Below are 16,487 nucleotides of genomic sequence, written 5' to 3' on the forward strand. Positions count from 1 at the left end.
GGTGGATTCACGCCCCGCGCGGATGAATTTCGCCGGCTGCAACGAAACGGGCCGGCATAAGCCGGCCCGTCAGGTACTGCATGCGGCATCTGGATTACTGGCGCGTGCTGGCCGCCGTGGCACCGGCAGCAGCGGTCTGCGTGACCAGCTGGCCGTCGACCACCGGCAGGCGATCGCTGGCCGGCTTGTTGTCCATGCGCACCGTCTTCTCGGCGCCGTCATAGCGGTAGGTCACGTTGTACCCCTTCACCACGTCGTTGGTACCCATGGCAATGCGGTTGCCCGGCTTGCTGGCCATGCGCATGGTGCCGGTGGTGCCGTCCTCGTTGCGGTAGGTCACGTTGTAGCCGGTGACGCGGCTCGACTCGGAGGTCGCGGTCTCGGTGTGGCACTGGCGCTCGGTGCGGTTGACCACGCGGCCACCCACATGGCGCTTGTCGATCTGGTTGCCGATGAAGCCACCGGCCACCGCGCCGGCCGCAGTGGCGGCCTTCTTGCCATTGCCGCCGCCGACCTGGTTGCCCAGCAGGCCGCCCACCACAGCACCGACCACGGTACCGCCGACGTTGCCGTCACGTTCCGGCAGGCGCTCCTGCACCGTCACGTCCTGGCAGACTTCATGCGGGGTCTGGGTGGTGGAGGTCTCGCGCACTGCATCGGTGCCGATCACGGTGGCGTAGGCCTTCTGCTTCTCGGTGATCGGGTCGACCTTCAGCACATCGGCATATTCCAGCCCACGCGGTGCGGTCGGGTCGAGAGTGTCACCACGCGCGCCATCGTCGGTGGCGTTGCCATCGACCAGGCGCGATTCACCATTGGGGGTTCCGGCGCTGATGGAATCGGGCGATTTGTCGCCACTCTTCATGAAGGCGGCAGTGGCGATGCCACCGACCAGCAGCGCGCCCGCTGCGACCAGGACAGTTGTAGTTGTGCTTTTCATGACCTGCTCCTTGCGGACCATCCGCAACGTTCTCGAACCAGATTGCAGCATGCGCTGCCTGAACGGAATCTCCACATTTCCTGCTCATTCCCGTAACCCATTCAGCATCGGGAAATGCTGGGCCCGTGGTAGCGTTTGCATATTCCCCAGGAGGACCCCCGCCATGGCCAACCCGATGCTGCTGCCGGTACTGCAATGGGCGCGCCGGCTGCGCTACCCCACCCTGTTCAAGCTCACCGCGGGCCTGTTCGCGCTGACCCTGTTCATCCCGGACCCGATTCCGTTCGTCGATGAGCTGGTGCTCGGCTTCGGCACCCTGCTGCTGGCCAACTGGAAGCGCCGCAACACCACCACGCCTCCGCCGCTGGAGCAGCATTGAGCCTGCTGGTCGACAGCCACTGCCATCTGGACGCCAGCGAGTTCGACCGCGACCGCGCCGCGGTGGTCGAGCGTGCGCAGGCCGCTGGCGTGCACCAGCAGGTGGTGCCGGCGGTGACCGCAGCCAGCTGGCCGAAGCTGCGCGAGGTCTGCCAGCAGGCGCCGGGGCTGTACCCGGCCTACGGCCTGCATCCGATGTTCCTGGCCGAGCACCAGCCTGGGCACCTGCCGCTGCTGCGCGAGTGGATCGAACGCGAACGCCCCTGCGCGATCGGCGAATGTGGTCTGGACTTTTTCGTTGAAGGCCTGGATGCCGAGGCGCAACAGGCATATTTCATCGGTCAGCTGGAACTGGCCCGTGAGTTCGAGCTGCCGGTGATCGTGCATGCACGGCGCGCGGTGGATGCGGTGATCGCCGCGATCCGTCGCGTCGGCGGCCTGCGCGGCGTGGTGCACAGCTTTTCCGGCAGTCCAGAACAGGCAGCGCAACTGCACAGGCAGGGCTTCCTGCTCGGGCTCGGCGGCCCGTTGACCTACGAACGCGCGCAACGCCTGCAGCGGCTGGTGCGCGAGATGCCGCTGGAACAGCTGCTGCTGGAGACCGACGCCCCGGACCAGCCTGACGCCGGCATCCGCGGCCAGCGCAACGAACCGGCCCGGCTGGCGATCATCGCCCGCCACGTGGCGGCGCTACGCGGGATGGAGCTGGACGCGGTGGCCCAGGCCACGACGGAGAACGCGCGGCGGCTGTTCGCGCTGCCCGCAATGCAACGGTAGGTGCCGGCCGCTGGCCGGCATCTGCGCTGATTCATTCATTCCGGAGTTGCCGGCCAGCGGCCGGCACTACCATCACGCGTCAGCGTGATCCTCGACCACTTCGGCCTTCACCTTCTTCGGCTCCAGCAGCATTTCCAGCGCCTTGCCGACCGCCGCGAACGCGAACGCACCGGTGATGTGGGTCGCCGCACCCAGGCCCGCGCCGCAGTCCAGCTTCAGTGCCGCATCAGCGCCCAGGTTCGGGCGGATGCCACAGACGCTGCCATCGGCCTGCGGGTATTTCACATTCTCCAGCGAATACACCGCCGGCACGCCGAAGTAGCGCTTGGCATTCTTCGGGAAGTTGAACTCGCTGCGCAGCTTCTTGCGGATCAACGCCAGCATGGCGTCGTGCTCGGTGCGCGAGACATCGCGGATGCGCACCAGGGTGGGATCGATGCGGCCACCGGCGGCACCCACGGTCAGCAGCGGCAGCTTGCGGCGGCGGCACCAGGCAATCGTCTCGACCTTGACCCGGAAGCTGTCGCAGGCATCGATCACCAGATCAAAGCCACGGTCCAGCAGTTCGGCCATGTTCGACACCGTCAGGAACGCCTGTACGGCATCGACCTCGATGTCCGGGTTGATCGCGCGGCAGCGTTCGGCCATCGCCTCGGCTTTGTTGCGGCCGTAGTTGCCTTCCATCGCCGGCAGTTGCCGGTTGGTGTTGGACACGCAGATGTCATCGGCATCGATCAGGGTCAGGTGACCGACCGCCGAACGGGCCAATGCCTCCACCACCCACGAGCCAACGCCACCCATGCCCACCACCGCCACGCGGCTGCTCTGCAGGCGCTCGAGTGCGCCCACGCCATACAGCCGTTCGATGCCGGCGAAGCGTTGTTTGACCTGTTCGTTCATCCGGCTATTTTAACGTGCAGGCGCCAGCGCCTGCAGCGCGCCGGCATCGAACCCACCGTTGCACGTCCGGAGAGCCCGCCATGAACGCCAGCCCGCCCCGTCGCCCGTCCACCGCCTACCGCTATCTGTTCGTGCTCGGCCTGGGCCTGTTGATCGGCCTGATCGCCACGGTGATGGTCGGCCGCGCCCTGCAGGCCCGCCGCGATCCGTTCCCGGACAGCCTGATGCAGGTGATGCAACGGCAATCGCAGCTGCTGCAGCAGGCCCAGCAGCAGAACCGCTGCAGCCTGGCCGACAGCGTGCCGCGGTTGCAGGCGATGCGCCTGCTGTCCAACGATCTGGACCTGGCCTTTCCCGGGCTGAAGGACAGCGCGCAGTTCCAGCAGCATGCCAGTCAGCTGCGCGGCAACCTCAACGCCGCTCTGGCTGCGCCGCCCAGCGACTGCACGGCCCTGGCCCAAATGGTGGAAACGGTGCAGGCCGACTGCCGCGCCTGCCACCAGGACTTCCGCTGAGCCGCATTCATCCTGCAGCCGGACAAGGCCTGCGCGGTTGGCGCCTTGTTCACGTTCAAAAGGGGACGATTCGTCCACCCTGCTGCATGACGCAGTACCACCCCAGACACCCGCCTTCACGGCCAGGAGACGCCCCATGAAGATCCAGCTCATCGCCGCCAGCGCCATCGCTACCCTTGCCCTGGCTGGCTGTGCCACCTCGCCCGGCTACGGCGGTGGTGGTTACAACAACGGCTACAACAATGGCGGCTACGGCAACAATGGTGGCTACAACCAGGGCCGCTGCGCCGACTGCGGCATCGTGACCCGCATCAACACCGTGCAGTCCGGCCGTACCGCGCCCAGCGCGACCGGCGCGATCCTGGGCGGCATCGTCGGCGCCGTGGCCGGCCACGAGATCTCCGACCACACCGGCGGCAGCCGTGGCAACAAGAACATCGCCGCCGCTGCGGGCGCGGTCGGTGGCGCACTGGCCGGCAACCAGATCCAGAAGAACGTGACCAGCGACACCTACGACATCAGCGTGCGCATGGACGATGGCCGCACCATCGTGGTCAACCAGCGCGACCTCGGCGGCATCCGCGAGAACACCTACGTGCGCGTGGTCAACGGCAAGGTCATCCTGCGCTGACCTGCATCGGGCCGACGGCAAGGAAAAGGCCCGCTTGCGCGGGCCTTTTCATTTGACGGTATGCAGCGCGATCAGGTCGGCTGAACGGCGTCGGCCTGCAGGCCCTTCTGGCCCTGCACGACGGTGAAGGTGACCTTCTGGCCTTCCTTCAGGCTCTTGAAGCCCTGGGTCTGGATGGCACGGAAGTGCACGAACACGTCTTCGCCGTTTTCACGGCTGATGAAGCCGAAGCCCTTTGCATCGTTGAACCACTTGACGGTACCGGTCTCGCGATCAGACATCTCACTAACTCCCTGGTGACTCTCTCTTGTTGTAGGAAACGCCTGGTGGGCGGCTGACAAGCAAGGGGGAAGCGAGGTGCATCGATGCAGCGGATCGGGAAGATCTTGCTTCATCAGGCCACGATCCACGGTGACCTTGCCAAGCTCAGCGACTGCAACTTAACCCGCCCAAAACGAAAAAGCAACTGGCAAAATCTTTCACTGTCAACCCCAAAACGACCACCATACGGGACAGCATGGGACTCTCATTCATCTTATATCTGCTAGCGGTCATTTTTGTCCTCGTCGGCATCGCCGGAATCATCCTTCCGGCCCTCCCCGGCATCCCGCTGGTGTTCATCGGACTGCTGCTGGCGGCGTGGGCCGACGGCTTCGCCCACGTCGGCTGGCCGACCCTGGTCGCGCTGGGCGTACTGACCCTGCTCTCGCTGCTGGTGGACGTACTGGCCACAGTGGTGGGTGCGCAGCGGGTCGGTGCCAGCCGCAAGGCGCTGTGGGGCACGTTCGTCGGCAGCATCGTCGGGCTGTTCTTCATGCCGATCGGCCTCTTTGCCGGGCCCCTGATCGGCGCCCTGGCCGGCGAGTACTGGCACACCCGTGAACTGGGCCGCTCGACCAAGGTGGGTCTGGCCACCTGGCTCGGCATCCTGCTCGGCCTGGCGCTGAAACTGGCGGTGGTGATCGCGATGCTGGGCCTGTTCGCCTTCGCCTGGTTCCTGTAAGTCGCACCGTCTTCACGCAGCGCGCACGCGGTGGCCGTGCATAAACCGTGGGGGCTGGCCGCGATGCGGTACAGCCGCCACACTGTGCGATTCCCGTATTCACCGAAGGGCCTGCTGGAATGACCCTCCCCCCGCTGCTTCCCCGCCTTGCGCCGCTGGCGCTGGCCCTGGCCAGTGCCCCATTGGCCGCGCAGGAATTCGTGCCCAGCACCGATACCTCGCCGGCGGCGTGTGCCGCCATCACCACTGACGCGGCGCGCCTGGCCTGCTATGACCGCCTGTTCGCGCATACGCCGCAGGCCACGGCCGCCGCCGATGCCGCTGCCGAGGCGGCCGCGCAGGCCCGTCGCGAAGAACGCCAGACCGCACGCGTGAGCCAGGGCGAAGAGAAACTGCGCGAGCGGGTCAGCGACCTGTTCCGCCCCGCTGCGCCGGACAGCGCGCTGGCCAATGCCGGCCGCGGTTCGCTGCTGGACAGCCGCTGGGAACTGGCCGAGGACTCCAAGCTCGGCCCATTCCAGCTGCGTGCCTACAAGCCGGTGTACCTGCTGCCGGCGTTCTGGACCAGCGACCGCAACACCACGCCGCATTCGCCGAACCCCGCCAACACGGTCACCACGCCGCAGGTACTGGACAGCGCCGAACTGAAGTTCCAGATCAGCTTCAAGACCAAGATCGCCGAGAACCTGTTCGGCGACAACGGCGACATCTGGGCCGGCTATACCCAGAGCTCGCGCTGGCAGGCCTACAACGGCGAGGATTCGCGCCCGTTCCGCGAAACCAACTACGAGCCGGAAGTGATGATGGTGTTCCGCAACGGCTACTCGATCGGTGGCTGGCGCGGCCGCATGACCGGCATCGCGCTGAACCACCAGTCCAACGGCCGCGCCGATCCGCTGTCGCGCAGCTGGAACCGGGTCATGCTCAACATCGGCCTGGACCGCGAAAACTGGGCGCTGGTGCTGCGGCCGTGGTACCGCATTCCCGAGACCCGCAGCGACGACAACAATCCGGACATCGAGGATTACATGGGCCGCGGTGATGCGACCCTGACCTGGAACCGCAACGGCCACGAAGTCTCGCTGATGGCGCGCCATTCGCTGCGCACCGGCAGCCGTTCGCACGGCGCCCTGCAGCTGGATTACGGCTTCCCGATCAGCAACCTGCTGCGCGGCCATGTGCAGGTCTTCGACGGCTATGGCGAGAGCCTGATCGACTACAACCACAAGGCCACCTACGTGGGCGTGGGCGTGTCGCTGCTGGAGTGGTTCTGATGGACGTGACGATCTGGCACAACCCGGCCTGCAGCAACTCGCGTGGCGCATTGAAGCTGATCCGAGATGCGGGCTTCGATCCGGAGGTGATCGAGTACCTGGGCAATCCACCCGATGTGACCACACTGCGCCAGGTGCTGGCCGAATCCGGATTGAGCGCACGTGATCTGGTGCGCAGCAAGGAAGCGCAGTTCGCCGAACTGGGCCTGGAAGATGCGGACGAGGCCACGCTGCTCGCCGCGATGGCCGCACACCCGCGCCTGATCAACCGCCCCGTGGTGCGCACGCCCAAGGGCACCCGGCTGTGCCGTCCACCGGAAACGGTGCTGGAGATCCTGTAACGGAAAAGGGGACGGAGGGGATTAAGTCGCTTGTGCACAAACGACTTAATCCCCTCCGTCCCCTTTTCTGGTTACCGCCAGTCGGTGATGCCCTCGCGGCGGTATACCTCGGCGAACGCCGGGCGCGCCTTCATCGACGTGGCATGTGCCTTGAGCACAGGCCAGGTGTCGCTGGGCTTCGGCATGTTGCGCGACCAGCGCATCAGCATCACCAGCATGTAGTCGACCACGCAGGGCGTGGTGCCCAGCAGGTAGGGGCCATGCGCCTGCAGGTGCGTGGCGACCTGCTGCCAGGCCGCCTCAAGTCTCTGACGGGCCATCTCGCGGCTCGCTTCGATATTTGCCTCGCCCGCCATTTCATGCGGATAGAACCAGGCACGATAGGCCGGCTGCAGCGTATTGGCACACCAGAACATCCAGCGGTAGGCATCGGCGCGCTGCGGCGTGCCCAGTGCGGGCAGCAGGTTGGCCTCCGGATGGCGGTCAGCCAGATACAGCGCGATCGCCGCCGCTTCGGTCAGTACCAAGCCATCGATCAGCAGCGTCGGCACCACACCGGCCGGATTCAGCGCCAGGTACTCCGCCGACTTGTGCTCGCGCGCGTCGAAATCCAGCAGCACCAGTTCGTGCTCGATGCCCAGCTCGATCAGCAGCCAGTGCACCACCAGCGCGGCGGTACTGGTTGAACCATACAGCGTGGTGCTCATGCGGAAGATCCTGTGCAGGTGGATCAGCCGATTATGCGCCCACGCGCGCAATCGTTGCTCAGCCGCAGCGGCTCATGCAGGTATCGCGGCCTTCGCTACAGGACATGATCGGCGTGCGTATCGCGCAGTCGTGCGTCTTCAGTTCACAGGAACGGCGCAGCTCGGGATTGGCAATGTCCTTGCAGCGCTTGTCCGGCGCCGGCACCATCTGTTGTTCGCAGCTGAAGTCGTTGCTGCCGATACTGCCCCGCGCCATGCAGCTGCGATAGTCGGCCTGGCACTGCATGCGGCACTGCGAGGAGGCGGAAAAATCCGCACCTTCGTAGGATGAGGTTGTGGTGCAGCCGGCCAGGACCAGCAGGAACACAGCCGCGACGGATCGATGCAGGCGCATGGGCACATCCAGTGCAGGGGTGTGCCGACCCTAGCAGACTACGGTTACTCGTGCAGGCAGCGACGCGCGCCCCCCGATCAGTACACGGGAATGCCGGTGTCGGTGCGGACTTCATTCACGGTGCCGCCGCAGGAGAGCAGGCACTGGGCGTACGGAGCACTGCATGAAGGAAGCGCCGGGGAACCGCAGTAGGTGCCGGCGCCGTTGCCCCCTTCACAGTTGTGCCGCTGCTTGTCGTCGGCGATACCACTGCAACGGCTGATGATCCGGCTCTTCTCGCTTTCGCAGCTGCGCTGATCCGATTCCGCGCGGGCGCGGTTGTGGAAGTCGCACGTCGCCTTCTGGCTCTCGCAGACCGACGCGCAGATCCTCCCCGCTTCGTGGGTTGGCGGTTCGACGAAATAACGTGGCCCGCAGGCACTGCATGCCAGCGCAGCGACCAGCAACACGAAAACACGCGACCACTGCAGCACGATGGACTCCCTTCCAATACGTCAGACAGCGCACGTTAGCAGAGCACACCATCCACGGGCAGGCTGCATGCAACAACGGCGCCACACGGGCGCCGTTGTCTGGACCGGAACGGGAGGAATTACTCCACCACCACCGGAATCTTGCCGATGCGGGCCTGCCATTCGCGCGGGCCGGTCTTGTGCACCGATTCGCCAGTGGAGTCGACCGCCACGGTCACCGGCATGTCCTGCACGGTGAACTCGTAGATCGCTTCCATGCCGAGGTCGGCGAAACCAACCACCTTCGCCGCCTTGATCGCCTTGGACACCAGGTAGGCCGAACCACCAACGGCCATCAGGTAGGCCGACTTGTTGTCACGGATCGCCTCGATGGCCGCCGGGCCGCGCTCGGCCTTGCCGACCATGCCCAGCAGGCCGGTCTGTTCAAGCACCTGACGGGTGAACTTGTCCATGCGGGTCGCCGTGGTCGGACCAGCCGGGCCCACCACTTCGTCGCGCACCGGATCGACCGGGCCGACGTAATAGATGAAGCGCCCCTTCAGATCGACCGGCAGTTCCTCGCCCTTGTTGAGCATGTCGACCATGCGCTTGTGCGCGGCGTCGCGGCCGGTCAGCAGCTTGCCGTTCAGCAGCAGGGTCTGGCCCGGCTTCCAGCTGGCCACATCTTCCGGCGTGATCGTGTCCAGGTCCACGCGGGTGCCCTTGGACGAATCGTAGGTCAGCTTCGGCCAGTCCTCCAGCGACGGCGGGTCCAGCATCACCGGGCCGCTGCCATCCAGGGTGAAGTGCGCATGGCGGGTGGCCGCGCAGTTCGGGATCATCGCCACTGGCAGGTTGGCCGCATGAGTCGGGTAATCGTTGATCTTGATGTCGAGCACGGTGGTCAGGCCACCCAGGCCCTGCGCGCCAATACCCAGCGCGTTGACCTTCTCGTACAGCTCCAGGCGCAGCTCTTCAATGCGGTTGGAGGCACCACGGGCCTGCAGCTCGGTGATGTCGATCGGCTCCATCAGCGCTTCCTTGGCCAGCAGCATCGCCTTCTCGGCAGTGCCGCCGATGCCGATGCCGAGCATGCCCGGCGGGCACCAGCCGGCGCCCATGGTCGGCACGGTCTTCAGCACCCAGTCGACGATGGAATCGGACGGGTTGAGCATGGCGAACTTGGTCTTGGCTTCCGAACCACCACCCTTGGCGGCGACGATGACGTCGACGGTGTTGCCCGGCACCACCTTGACGTTGACCACGCCCGGGGTGTTGTCCTTGGTGTTGGTGCGCTTGCCGGCCGGGTCGGCCAGCACCGAGGCGCGCAGCTTGTTGTCCGGGTGCATGTAGGCGCGGCGCACGCCTTCGTTGGCCATGTCTTCCACGCCCATGGTGGCGTCGTCCCAACGCACGTCCATGCCGATTTCCAGGAACACGGTGACGATGCCGGTGTCCTGGCAGATCGGACGGTGGCCTTCGGCGCACATGCGCGAATTGATCAGGATCTGCGCCATCGCTTCCTTCGCGGCCGGCGACTCCTCGCGCTCGTAGGCGGCGGCAAGGTTCTTGATGTAGTCGACCGGGTGGTAGTACGAGATGTACTGCAGCGCGTCGGCGATGGACTGGATGAGGTCTTCCTGCTTGATCGATGTCACGACTTGCTCGCTTGCTGGAGGCTGGCGGGGGTAATCCCCCCATTTTACCCCCTCCCCCGGCCGCAGGGTGGTAGTGCCGGCCGCTGGCCTGCACTATCCACGCACACCCTCTGTCACGCCACGCGCCACTGCGGCGTCCTTGCCCACATGAACGCTGAAACCGCTTTCCAGACCCACCGTCCGCGCCTGATGGCGCTGGCCTACCGCCTGCTCGGCAGTCGCGCCGACGCCGAAGACGTGGTCCAGGATGCCTGGTTGCGCTGGTCCGGCGCCGACCCGGCGGCCGTCCGCGACCCCGAAGCCTGGCTGGTCACCACCACCACCCGGCTCGGCCTGGACCGGCTGCGCGCAGCCAAGCGCGAGCGCGTGCATTACGTCGGCCCGTGGCTGGCCGAGCCACTGGCGGTCACCCTGGAGCCCGACCCGGCGCCCGGCCCCGCCCAGCTGCATGCGTTTGCCGACGATGTCTCGGTGGCTTTCCTGACCCTGCTTGAACAGCTCGGCCCCGAGGAACGCGCCGCCTTCCTGCTGAAGGAAGCCTTCGACCACGATTACCGTGAGATCGCCGACCTGATCGGCCACAGCGAGGCCAACTGCCGGCAGCTGGTGCATCGTGCCCGGCAGCGCCTGCAGGCCGGACGACCGCGCTTCAACGCCGACGCCAGCCAGCATCGGCAGCTGCTGGCGCGCTTCATGGACGCTTCCCAGCGTGGCGACAGCGAAGCGATCCAGGCCCTGCTGCACGCCAACGCGCTGTTGGTCTCCGACGGTGGCGGCGTGGTCACCGCAGCGGTGCGCCCGCTGCTGGGCGCCGAACGCATCGGCCGCCTGTTCTGGGCCATCGCGCGCCGCGGCGCGGCGCATCCGGCCCAGCTGGGCTACGTCAACGGCGAGCCGGCGATCCTGCGCTTTGTCGGTGATCGCCTGCACTCGGTCACCACCATCGAGGTGGTCGATGGCCGCATCGCCAACGTGTACAGCGTGCTCAATCCGGAGAAGCTACCGAGTCTTCAAGGTGAACTCCCCGATTAGACATACGGACTAGGGTTTGGGCAATCTGTCAGCGCAATGGAAAGGAAATTGACGGCAATGAATCCCAAGAAGCCAAGAAAGAAGATCAAGGTGAACGTCGGCGATGTATTTGCCGTACCGCTCAATGAAGTCGAGCTTGTTTTTGGCTATTTGCGCACTTACCAAGATCCGGACGTAGCGATCCTTCCATTCATTTCAAAGGGCAGAATGCTCCGAGACTGCGAGCTTCCCACGTTGGAGAGCTTCATGGATGTACTGACTACTCGCACCGGAATTGAAAGAGGTGATTGGCCCAGAATCGCCTCTTTTCCTTTTCCGAATGAAGAATCAACTTGGGCACCACCAAGAAGGCAACTTTCAACGATCCGTCCGGATGTCAGGCTCGTGGTAGTCAAGGGAAATTTTATCCCGTCTAAAGAATACGGCGAATGGGACTCTCTTCCTGAGCTCATCAAAGCCAACATTGACCAGTTGAAGGCATTGATTCTCACGTCAGCACCCGAATTCCAAATGATCACCTGAATGAGATGCATCACGACTTGATTCCACTACAAGAGTCTTTACCGCCAATGGGTACAGCGTGCTGAATCCGCACAAGCTGCAGGCGGTTCAAGATGCCCGTTAGGCCCACCGGGCTGGAATAGGGCAACATCTTTCCACTTTGGAGAATGATGCTACCACCCATGATTCAGAAAAAACCAAGAAGAAGAATCAGGATAAATGCCGGAGACGTCTTCGCTGTTCCTTTATCAGTTGATGAATTGATCTTTGGCTATGTGCGGGCCTATCAAGACCCTGATGTCGCGATACTTCCGTTCATCTCAAACGGCAGAATGCTAGGCGAGCACGAGATTCCTACACTTGAATGCCACTTGCACGTTGCATCGCTCCGTGTCGCCATGGAGAGAGGCGAATGGCCTCGAATTGGCAGAGTCCCATTCGAAGATGAGGATTCTTCGTGGGCTCCTCCCAGAAAGCAGATCATTGATTTCAGACCTGATGTTCGTCTCGTCATAGTAAAAGGACAGCTAGTCAATGCAGAACGCTACGGGGAGTGGGATGATCTGCCAGAGATGCTCAGACGGGACGACGATGGCTTGAAGAACCTCATCAATGACTCGAAGTCTGACTTTCTGAAAATCAAGTAGATCCGATACTCCCGCGCTGGACTTCGAATACACGTCATTTCGCTACTGAACGACCATATGTAGTTGCACGGGGTACTTCACACTGTCGTTTTTGACCATCTCCGTCACGAACGCAGACGGCACGGCGTCCTGATAGTGAAAGGCGGCCATCGTGGCCGCCGTGGAGCCGAAAATGTCCGACCACGCCTCTCCCCGCGTCCCTTACACCCGCCTGGCCGCCGAAGCCTTCAAGGGCCTGCTGGCCACCAGCCAGGCGGTGCATGACAGCTCGATTGATCCGACCCTGATGGAACTGGTGTTCCTGCGCGTGTCGCAGCTCAACGGCTGCGGCTATTGCATGGACATGCATGCCACCACGCTGCGCAAGGGCGGCATCGAGCCGCGCAAGCTCGATACCCTGCCGGCCTGGCACGAAAGCCGTTTCTTCGATGCACGCGAGCGTGCGGCGCTGGGCTGGGCCGAGGCACTGACCCGGCTGACCGACGGTGCACCGTCACAGGCGGCGTTCGATGCACTGGCACCGCACTTCGATGAGAAGGGCATCAGTGACCTGAGCATGGGCATCGCGGTGATCAATGCCTGGAACCGGCTGGGCGCCGGCCTGCTGCCGCCGCTGCCCTGAGCGCTTCGTTGACAGTGCCTGGACCGCCGGGCACTGTACCTGCCCCGCAGGAAGCATCCGAACGTCATGGCCGACGAAGCCCCCGACACGCCCAGCAAGGAGGCGCTGAAGGCGCTGACCCAGTACCGGGAGCGGGACACCGCGCCGCCCGAACTCCTGTCGACGCTTGAACGGCATGGACTGTTGTGGCCCGTCGAACATCCGGGCCATGAGGCCCTCCAGATGCGGATGTTCGCCGCCTATGCCCGCGCCGACCGCCAGCATGTGGCAGACAACTTCATCCTCGGCGTGCAGGAGAACCGCAGCGACCTGCGCGCCGGGCTGTCGGCGTATGCGTTCATGGTGCACTTCCCCAGGCATCAGGAGCAGCCACACCCCAGCCTCGCCTGTGCGGTCTGCGGCCAGGTCCGCGAAGGCAGATTCGACCCGACCACCTGGGCGCGCGTCCGCCACAACATCGGGGTCGTGCTCGGCGGAAGCGTAAACGCCATCACCTTCCTGTTGGAACAACACAATCTGACGCCCAGACGGGCGCCCGGCGACATGAGCACACTGGTGGCACTGCTGCGGCTGCTGCACCACGAGAGCGACGCCAAGGACACACCGTCGATCATCGTCAAACGCGTGCGCGCGCTGCCGGGCCTGAAACTGTCCGTCGAGCAGGCGCGTCACCTGCTGGATGCCCTGGGCCATGCCGGGCTGCTGCAGACCCCCGAGCATCCCGGCCTGGCGCAACGCTTCACCCGGGTCGGCCTGGCACCGCGCACGTCGCGCTCTTCGGACTGGAGCTATCCCGTCGATTTCTGGAAAGGCGCCTACGGCATCGACAGCGGGGCCCTGCGCTTCTGGTTCGCTCACCATCCTGCGCTGCTGGCTGCGCTGGACTGAGCGCGCAGGCAGCGCCGACGCGCTGCCCTGCCGGCGCATGGCAGGCATGCGCCCCGTTCATGCCTCCGCCACGCGCAGGGCGCGCACAATACGCACATGCCTGCTACCCCCACCGCTGGCGCTGCCGCCGCGAAGAAACCCAGCCTGCGCCAGCGCTTCAGGGCGATGCGCAACCTGCCACCGTTCCTGCGCATGGTCTGGAAGACCAGCCCCGCGCTCACCCTGGCCAGCCTTGGCCTGCGCCTGATCCGTGCGCTGCTGCCGGTGGCGATGCTCTACGTCGGCAAGCTGATCATCGACAGCGCCCTGCACCTGAGCCAGCACGACGCTGGCTTCCCGCCGCTGGGCGAAGCACTGTCCAGCGGCATACTGAATCCGCTGCTGGGCCTGCTGGCGCTGGAATTCGGCCTGGCCATCGCCTCGGATCTGCTCGGCCGGCTGGTCAGCTACGCCGATGCCCTGCTCTCGGAACTGTTCGCCAACGTCACCAGCATCCGGCTGATGGAACATGCGGCAACGCTGGACCTGGAGGACTTCGAAGACCCGGACCTGCAGGACAAGCTGGACCGTGCGCGGCGCCAGACCATGGGCCGGATGAACCTGATGAGCCAGCTGTTCGGCCAGGTGCAGGATGCGATCACCGTGGCCAGCCTCGCCGTCGGCCTGCTGGTCTACGCGCCGTGGCTGATCCTCCTGCTGGCGCTGGCACTGGTGCCGGCCTTCATCGGCGAATCGCACTTCAACGCGGCCGGCTACAGCCTCAACTTCCAGTGGACGCCCGAGCGCCGCCAGCTCGACTACCTGCGCCAGCTCGGCGCCAGCGTGGAAACGGCCAAGGAAGTGAAGATCTACAACCTGCACCGCTTCCTGGTGGAGCGCTACCGGCGCCTGTCGGTGGCGCTGTTCCAGGCCAACCGCGCCCTGGCCCGGCGCCGCGCGTTCTGGGGCACGCTGCTTGCCGCATTGGGCACGCTGGGCTACTACACCGCCTACGCCTACATCGCCTGGCGCACGGTGCGCGGCGACTTTTCGATCGGCGACCTGACCTTCCTCGCCGGCAGCTTCCTGCGTCTGCGCCAGCTGCTGGAGGGCCTGTTGATCGGGTTCTCGCAGGTGGCCAGCCAGGCGCTGTACCTGGATGACCTGTTCTCGTTCTTCCAGATCCAGCCGGAAATCCACTCGCGCGAAGGTGCAGTGCGCGTGCCGCAGCCGATCCGCCAGGGCTTCGTGTTCGAGAACGTCGGCTTCCGCTACCCGGATGCCGAGCAATGGGCGGTGCGCCACCTTGATTTCCAGCTGCAGGCCGGCGAAGTACTGGCGCTGGTCGGTGAGAACGGCGCCGGCAAGACCACGCTGGTGAAGCTGCTGGCGCGGCTGTACGAACCGGACGAGGGCCGCATCCTGCTCGATGGGCGCGACCTGCGCGACTACGACCTGGACGACCTGCGCGCCAACCTCGGGGTGATCTTCCAGGACTTCGTGCGCTACAACCTCAGCGCTGGCGAAAACATCGGCGTCGGCCAGGTCGAGGCGATGGACGACCAGGCACGCATCGCCGACGCCGCGCGGCGCGGCATGGCCGAGGAAGTGATCGACGACCTGCCCGGCGGCTACAACCAGCTGATCGGTCGCCGCTTCAAGCAGGGCGTGGACCTGTCCGGTGGCCAATGGCAGAAGATCGCCATCGCCCGTGCATGGATGCGCAATGCGCAGGTGATGATCCTGGATGAGCCAACGGCGGCGCTGGATGCGCGAAGTGAGTTCGAGGTGTTCCAGCGGTTCAGGGAACTGGCGGATAATCGCACCGCAGTGCTGATTTCCCACCGTTTCTCCTCGGTACGCATGGCCGATCGCATCCTGGTGCTGGCCGATGGCCGGATCGAGGCCAGTGGCACCCATGAAGAGCTGATGGCCCAGGGCGGCCGCTACGCCGAGCTGTTCGAGCTGCAGGCGGCCGGCTACCGCTGAGAACGCCTCTCGTTCCGCCTAATGAGAACCTGTCTCATTTGAGATAGAATCCCCCCGACGACTTCCGATAGATACGCCCATGTCCTCCGCTTTTGGCGCCGAAACGGTGCTTGAGGTCCGTCATTGGACCGATGCCTACTTCAGCTTCACCCTCACCCGCGACAGCGGTTTCCGCTTCGAGAACGGCCAGTTCGTGATGATCGGCCTGGAAACCGAGGCGCGGCCGCTGCTGCGCGCGTATTCCATCGCCAGCGCCAACTGGGAAGAGCACCTGGAGTTCTTCAGCATCAAGGTGCAGGACGGCCCGCTGACCTCGCGCCTGCAGCACATCAAGCCGGGTGACAAGGTGCTGGTCGGCAAGAAGCCCACCGGCACCCTGCTGATCAGCGATCTGCACCCCGGCAAGAACCTGTACCTGCTGGGCACCGGCACCGGCATGGCGCCGTGGCTGTCGGTCATCAAGGACCCGGAAACCTACGAGCGCTTCGAGAAGGTGATCCTCTGCCACGGCGTGCGCTACGAGAAGGACCTGGCCTACCGCGATTACTTCGAGAAGGAACTGCGTGAGCATGAATTCCTCGGCGAGATGATCGGCGACAAGCTGCTGTACTACCCGGCCGTCACCCGCGAGCCGTTCGCCAACCAGGGCCGCCTGACCCAGCTGATGGAAAGCGGCGAGATGCAGCGCACCCTCGGCCTGCCGGAGCTGAGCCCGGAGAACGACCGCGCGATGATCTGCGGCAGCCCGCAGATGATGGCCGACCTGCGCAGCGTGCTCGATGCCCGTGGCTTCCAGGTCTCGCCGCGTATCGGCCAGCCGGGCCACTACGTGTTCGAGCGCGCGTTCGTCGAGAAATAA

The 16,487-nt window shown here is 65.0% G+C and carries 21 protein-coding genes; 14 read left to right on the plus strand and 7 right to left on the minus strand.

Annotated features, from left to right (window positions below; translation table 11 throughout):
- Nucleotides 1-94: 94 nt before the first annotated feature.
- A complete protein-coding gene (locus tag ACZLIB_RS15205) occupies nucleotides 95-940 on the minus strand; it encodes a glycine zipper 2TM domain-containing protein (protein ID WP_032129667.1) in 846 nt (281 codons plus the stop codon).
- 163 nt (nucleotides 941-1,103) lie between these two features.
- Here ACZLIB_RS15205 and ACZLIB_RS15210 point away from each other — a divergent pair, with 163 nt between their 5' ends.
- Complete coding sequence (locus ACZLIB_RS15210) at nucleotides 1,104-1,319, plus strand: DUF6116 family protein (protein ID WP_049398753.1); 216 nt, start codon at nucleotides 1,104-1,106, stop codon at nucleotides 1,317-1,319.
- Nucleotides 1,316-2,095, plus strand: a complete 780-nt coding sequence (locus ACZLIB_RS15215) for a TatD family hydrolase (protein WP_049420901.1) — start codon at nucleotides 1,316-1,318, stop codon at nucleotides 2,093-2,095. Before ACZLIB_RS15210 ends, ACZLIB_RS15215 begins: the two co-directional genes overlap by 4 nt.
- A gap of 72 nt (nucleotides 2,096-2,167) precedes the next feature.
- Here the strand turns inward: ACZLIB_RS15215 and ACZLIB_RS15220 are convergent, their stop codons facing one another.
- Entirely contained in the window at nucleotides 2,168-2,995 is an 828-nt protein-coding gene (locus ACZLIB_RS15220; protein WP_478468051.1) for a tRNA threonylcarbamoyladenosine dehydratase, read from the minus strand.
- A gap of 80 nt (nucleotides 2,996-3,075) precedes the next feature.
- On the opposite strand from ACZLIB_RS15220, the gene ACZLIB_RS15225 reads away from it, so the two are divergent.
- Both ACZLIB_RS15225 and ACZLIB_RS15230 read left to right on the plus strand, forming a co-directional pair.
- Entirely contained in the window at nucleotides 3,076-3,510 is a 435-nt protein-coding gene (locus ACZLIB_RS15225; protein WP_164080945.1) for a cytochrome c, read from the plus strand.
- Nucleotides 3,511-3,646: 136 nt separating this feature from the next.
- Nucleotides 3,647-4,141: a glycine zipper 2TM domain-containing protein gene (locus ACZLIB_RS15230; protein ID WP_010486804.1), complete on the plus strand. Its 495-nt coding sequence runs from the start codon at nucleotides 3,647-3,649 to the stop codon at nucleotides 4,139-4,141.
- A gap of 71 nt (nucleotides 4,142-4,212) precedes the next feature.
- Here the strand turns inward: ACZLIB_RS15230 and ACZLIB_RS15235 are convergent, their stop codons facing one another.
- Nucleotides 4,213-4,422, minus strand: a complete 210-nt coding sequence (locus tag ACZLIB_RS15235; RefSeq protein ID WP_005410290.1) for a cold-shock protein — start codon at nucleotides 4,420-4,422, stop codon at nucleotides 4,213-4,215.
- A gap of 236 nt (nucleotides 4,423-4,658) precedes the next feature.
- On the opposite strand from ACZLIB_RS15235, the gene ACZLIB_RS15240 reads away from it, so the two are divergent.
- From ACZLIB_RS15240 to arsC, 3 genes are all read left to right on the plus strand, one after another.
- Nucleotides 4,659-5,144 (plus strand): DUF456 domain-containing protein, encoded by a 486-nt coding sequence (locus ACZLIB_RS15240; RefSeq protein ID WP_049398758.1) that lies wholly within the window; start codon nucleotides 4,659-4,661, stop codon nucleotides 5,142-5,144.
- Between the two features lie 119 nt (nucleotides 5,145-5,263).
- Nucleotides 5,264-6,418 carry a phospholipase A gene (locus ACZLIB_RS15245; RefSeq protein WP_049434855.1) on the plus strand — a complete coding sequence of 385 codons (1,155 nt, stop codon included), beginning with the start codon at nucleotides 5,264-5,266 and terminating at the stop codon, nucleotides 6,416-6,418.
- The gene (gene arsC, locus ACZLIB_RS15250) at nucleotides 6,418-6,759 is read left to right on the plus strand and encodes an arsenate reductase (glutaredoxin) (RefSeq protein ID WP_478468052.1); all 342 of its coding nucleotides are present in this window, start codon (nucleotides 6,418-6,420) and stop codon (nucleotides 6,757-6,759) included. Before ACZLIB_RS15245 ends, arsC begins: the two co-directional genes overlap by 1 nt.
- A gap of 71 nt (nucleotides 6,760-6,830) precedes the next feature.
- Here the strand turns inward: arsC and ACZLIB_RS15255 are convergent, their stop codons facing one another.
- The 4 genes from ACZLIB_RS15255 to ACZLIB_RS15270 all read right to left on the minus strand — a co-directional run bounded on the left by ACZLIB_RS15255 (nucleotide 6,831) and on the right by ACZLIB_RS15270 (nucleotide 9,970).
- Nucleotides 6,831-7,466, minus strand: a complete 636-nt coding sequence (locus tag ACZLIB_RS15255) for a glutathione S-transferase family protein (protein WP_049398760.1) — start codon at nucleotides 7,464-7,466, stop codon at nucleotides 6,831-6,833.
- Between the two features lie 58 nt (nucleotides 7,467-7,524).
- A complete protein-coding gene (locus ACZLIB_RS15260; RefSeq protein ID WP_423175035.1) occupies nucleotides 7,525-7,860 on the minus strand; it encodes a hypothetical protein in 336 nt (111 codons plus the stop codon).
- A 77-nt stretch (nucleotides 7,861-7,937) separates the two neighbouring features.
- Complete coding sequence (locus ACZLIB_RS15265) at nucleotides 7,938-8,333, minus strand: hypothetical protein (protein ID WP_049421524.1); 396 nt, start codon at nucleotides 8,331-8,333, stop codon at nucleotides 7,938-7,940.
- A 119-nt stretch (nucleotides 8,334-8,452) separates the two neighbouring features.
- Nucleotides 8,453-9,970, minus strand: coding sequence for a fumarate hydratase (locus ACZLIB_RS15270; protein ID WP_049398764.1), 1,518 nt, complete (start codon nucleotides 9,968-9,970; stop codon nucleotides 8,453-8,455).
- Nucleotides 9,971-10,117: 147 nt separating this feature from the next.
- On the opposite strand from ACZLIB_RS15270, the gene ACZLIB_RS15275 reads away from it, so the two are divergent.
- From ACZLIB_RS15275 to ACZLIB_RS15305, 7 genes are all read left to right on the plus strand, one after another.
- Complete coding sequence (locus tag ACZLIB_RS15275) at nucleotides 10,118-11,002, plus strand: RNA polymerase sigma-70 factor (protein WP_478468053.1); 885 nt, start codon at nucleotides 10,118-10,120, stop codon at nucleotides 11,000-11,002.
- Between the two features lie 57 nt (nucleotides 11,003-11,059).
- Nucleotides 11,060-11,524, plus strand: a complete 465-nt coding sequence (locus ACZLIB_RS15280; protein WP_478468055.1) for a hypothetical protein — start codon at nucleotides 11,060-11,062, stop codon at nucleotides 11,522-11,524.
- Nucleotides 11,525-11,685: 161 nt separating this feature from the next.
- Nucleotides 11,686-12,150 (plus strand): Imm26 family immunity protein, encoded by a 465-nt coding sequence (locus tag ACZLIB_RS15285; RefSeq protein WP_478468057.1) that lies wholly within the window; start codon nucleotides 11,686-11,688, stop codon nucleotides 12,148-12,150.
- Nucleotides 12,151-12,322: 172 nt separating this feature from the next.
- Entirely contained in the window at nucleotides 12,323-12,772 is a 450-nt protein-coding gene (locus ACZLIB_RS15290; RefSeq protein ID WP_012511595.1) for a carboxymuconolactone decarboxylase family protein, read from the plus strand.
- 66 nt (nucleotides 12,773-12,838) lie between these two features.
- The gene (locus ACZLIB_RS15295; protein WP_478468058.1) at nucleotides 12,839-13,660 is read left to right on the plus strand and encodes a hypothetical protein; all 822 of its coding nucleotides are present in this window, start codon (nucleotides 12,839-12,841) and stop codon (nucleotides 13,658-13,660) included.
- 96 nt (nucleotides 13,661-13,756) lie between these two features.
- Nucleotides 13,757-15,628 carry an ABC transporter ATP-binding protein gene (locus tag ACZLIB_RS15300; protein WP_107433037.1) on the plus strand — a complete coding sequence of 624 codons (1,872 nt, stop codon included), beginning with the start codon at nucleotides 13,757-13,759 and terminating at the stop codon, nucleotides 15,626-15,628.
- Between the two features lie 79 nt (nucleotides 15,629-15,707).
- Nucleotides 15,708-16,487 (plus strand): ferredoxin--NADP reductase, encoded by a 780-nt coding sequence (locus ACZLIB_RS15305; protein ID WP_478468059.1) that lies wholly within the window; start codon nucleotides 15,708-15,710, stop codon nucleotides 16,485-16,487.

The organism is Stenotrophomonas sp. 220_Sma, from assembly GCF_056487375.1.

What these genes read in the sequence shown, in the direction of transcription:
- ACZLIB_RS15240 (WP_049398758.1), top strand. Translation starts at nt 4,659, where the DNA reads ATGGGACTCTCATTCATCTTATATCTGCTAGCGGTCATTTTTGTCCTC.
- ACZLIB_RS15290 (WP_012511595.1), top strand. Translation starts at nt 12,323, where the DNA reads ATGTCCGACCACGCCTCTCCCCGCGTCCCTTACACCCGCCTGGCCGCC.
- ACZLIB_RS15295 (WP_478468058.1), top strand. Translation starts at nt 12,839, where the DNA reads ATGGCCGACGAAGCCCCCGACACGCCCAGCAAGGAGGCGCTGAAGGCG.
- ACZLIB_RS15235 (WP_005410290.1), bottom strand. Translation starts at nt 4,422, where the DNA reads ATGTCTGATCGCGAGACCGGTACCGTCAAGTGGTTCAACGATGCAAAG.
- ACZLIB_RS15260 (WP_423175035.1), bottom strand. Translation starts at nt 7,860, where the DNA reads ATGCGCCTGCATCGATCCGTCGCGGCTGTGTTCCTGCTGGTCCTGGCC.
- arsC (WP_478468052.1), top strand. Translation starts at nt 6,418, where the DNA reads ATGGACGTGACGATCTGGCACAACCCGGCCTGCAGCAACTCGCGTGGC.
- ACZLIB_RS15225 (WP_164080945.1), top strand. Translation starts at nt 3,076, where the DNA reads ATGAACGCCAGCCCGCCCCGTCGCCCGTCCACCGCCTACCGCTATCTG.
- ACZLIB_RS15305 (WP_478468059.1), top strand. Translation starts at nt 15,708, where the DNA reads ATGTCCTCCGCTTTTGGCGCCGAAACGGTGCTTGAGGTCCGTCATTGG.
- ACZLIB_RS15285 (WP_478468057.1), top strand. Translation starts at nt 11,686, where the DNA reads ATGATTCAGAAAAAACCAAGAAGAAGAATCAGGATAAATGCCGGAGAC.
- ACZLIB_RS15300 (WP_107433037.1), top strand. Translation starts at nt 13,757, where the DNA reads ATGCCTGCTACCCCCACCGCTGGCGCTGCCGCCGCGAAGAAACCCAGC.
- ACZLIB_RS15255 (WP_049398760.1), bottom strand. Translation starts at nt 7,466, where the DNA reads ATGAGCACCACGCTGTATGGTTCAACCAGTACCGCCGCGCTGGTGGTG.
- ACZLIB_RS15245 (WP_049434855.1), top strand. Translation starts at nt 5,264, where the DNA reads ATGACCCTCCCCCCGCTGCTTCCCCGCCTTGCGCCGCTGGCGCTGGCC.
- ACZLIB_RS15210 (WP_049398753.1), top strand. Translation starts at nt 1,104, where the DNA reads ATGGCCAACCCGATGCTGCTGCCGGTACTGCAATGGGCGCGCCGGCTG.
- ACZLIB_RS15220 (WP_478468051.1), bottom strand. Translation starts at nt 2,995, where the DNA reads ATGAACGAACAGGTCAAACAACGCTTCGCCGGCATCGAACGGCTGTAT.
- ACZLIB_RS15205 (WP_032129667.1), bottom strand. Translation starts at nt 940, where the DNA reads ATGAAAAGCACAACTACAACTGTCCTGGTCGCAGCGGGCGCGCTGCTG.
- ACZLIB_RS15280 (WP_478468055.1), top strand. Translation starts at nt 11,060, where the DNA reads ATGAATCCCAAGAAGCCAAGAAAGAAGATCAAGGTGAACGTCGGCGAT.
- ACZLIB_RS15230 (WP_010486804.1), top strand. Translation starts at nt 3,647, where the DNA reads ATGAAGATCCAGCTCATCGCCGCCAGCGCCATCGCTACCCTTGCCCTG.
- ACZLIB_RS15275 (WP_478468053.1), top strand. Translation starts at nt 10,118, where the DNA reads ATGAACGCTGAAACCGCTTTCCAGACCCACCGTCCGCGCCTGATGGCG.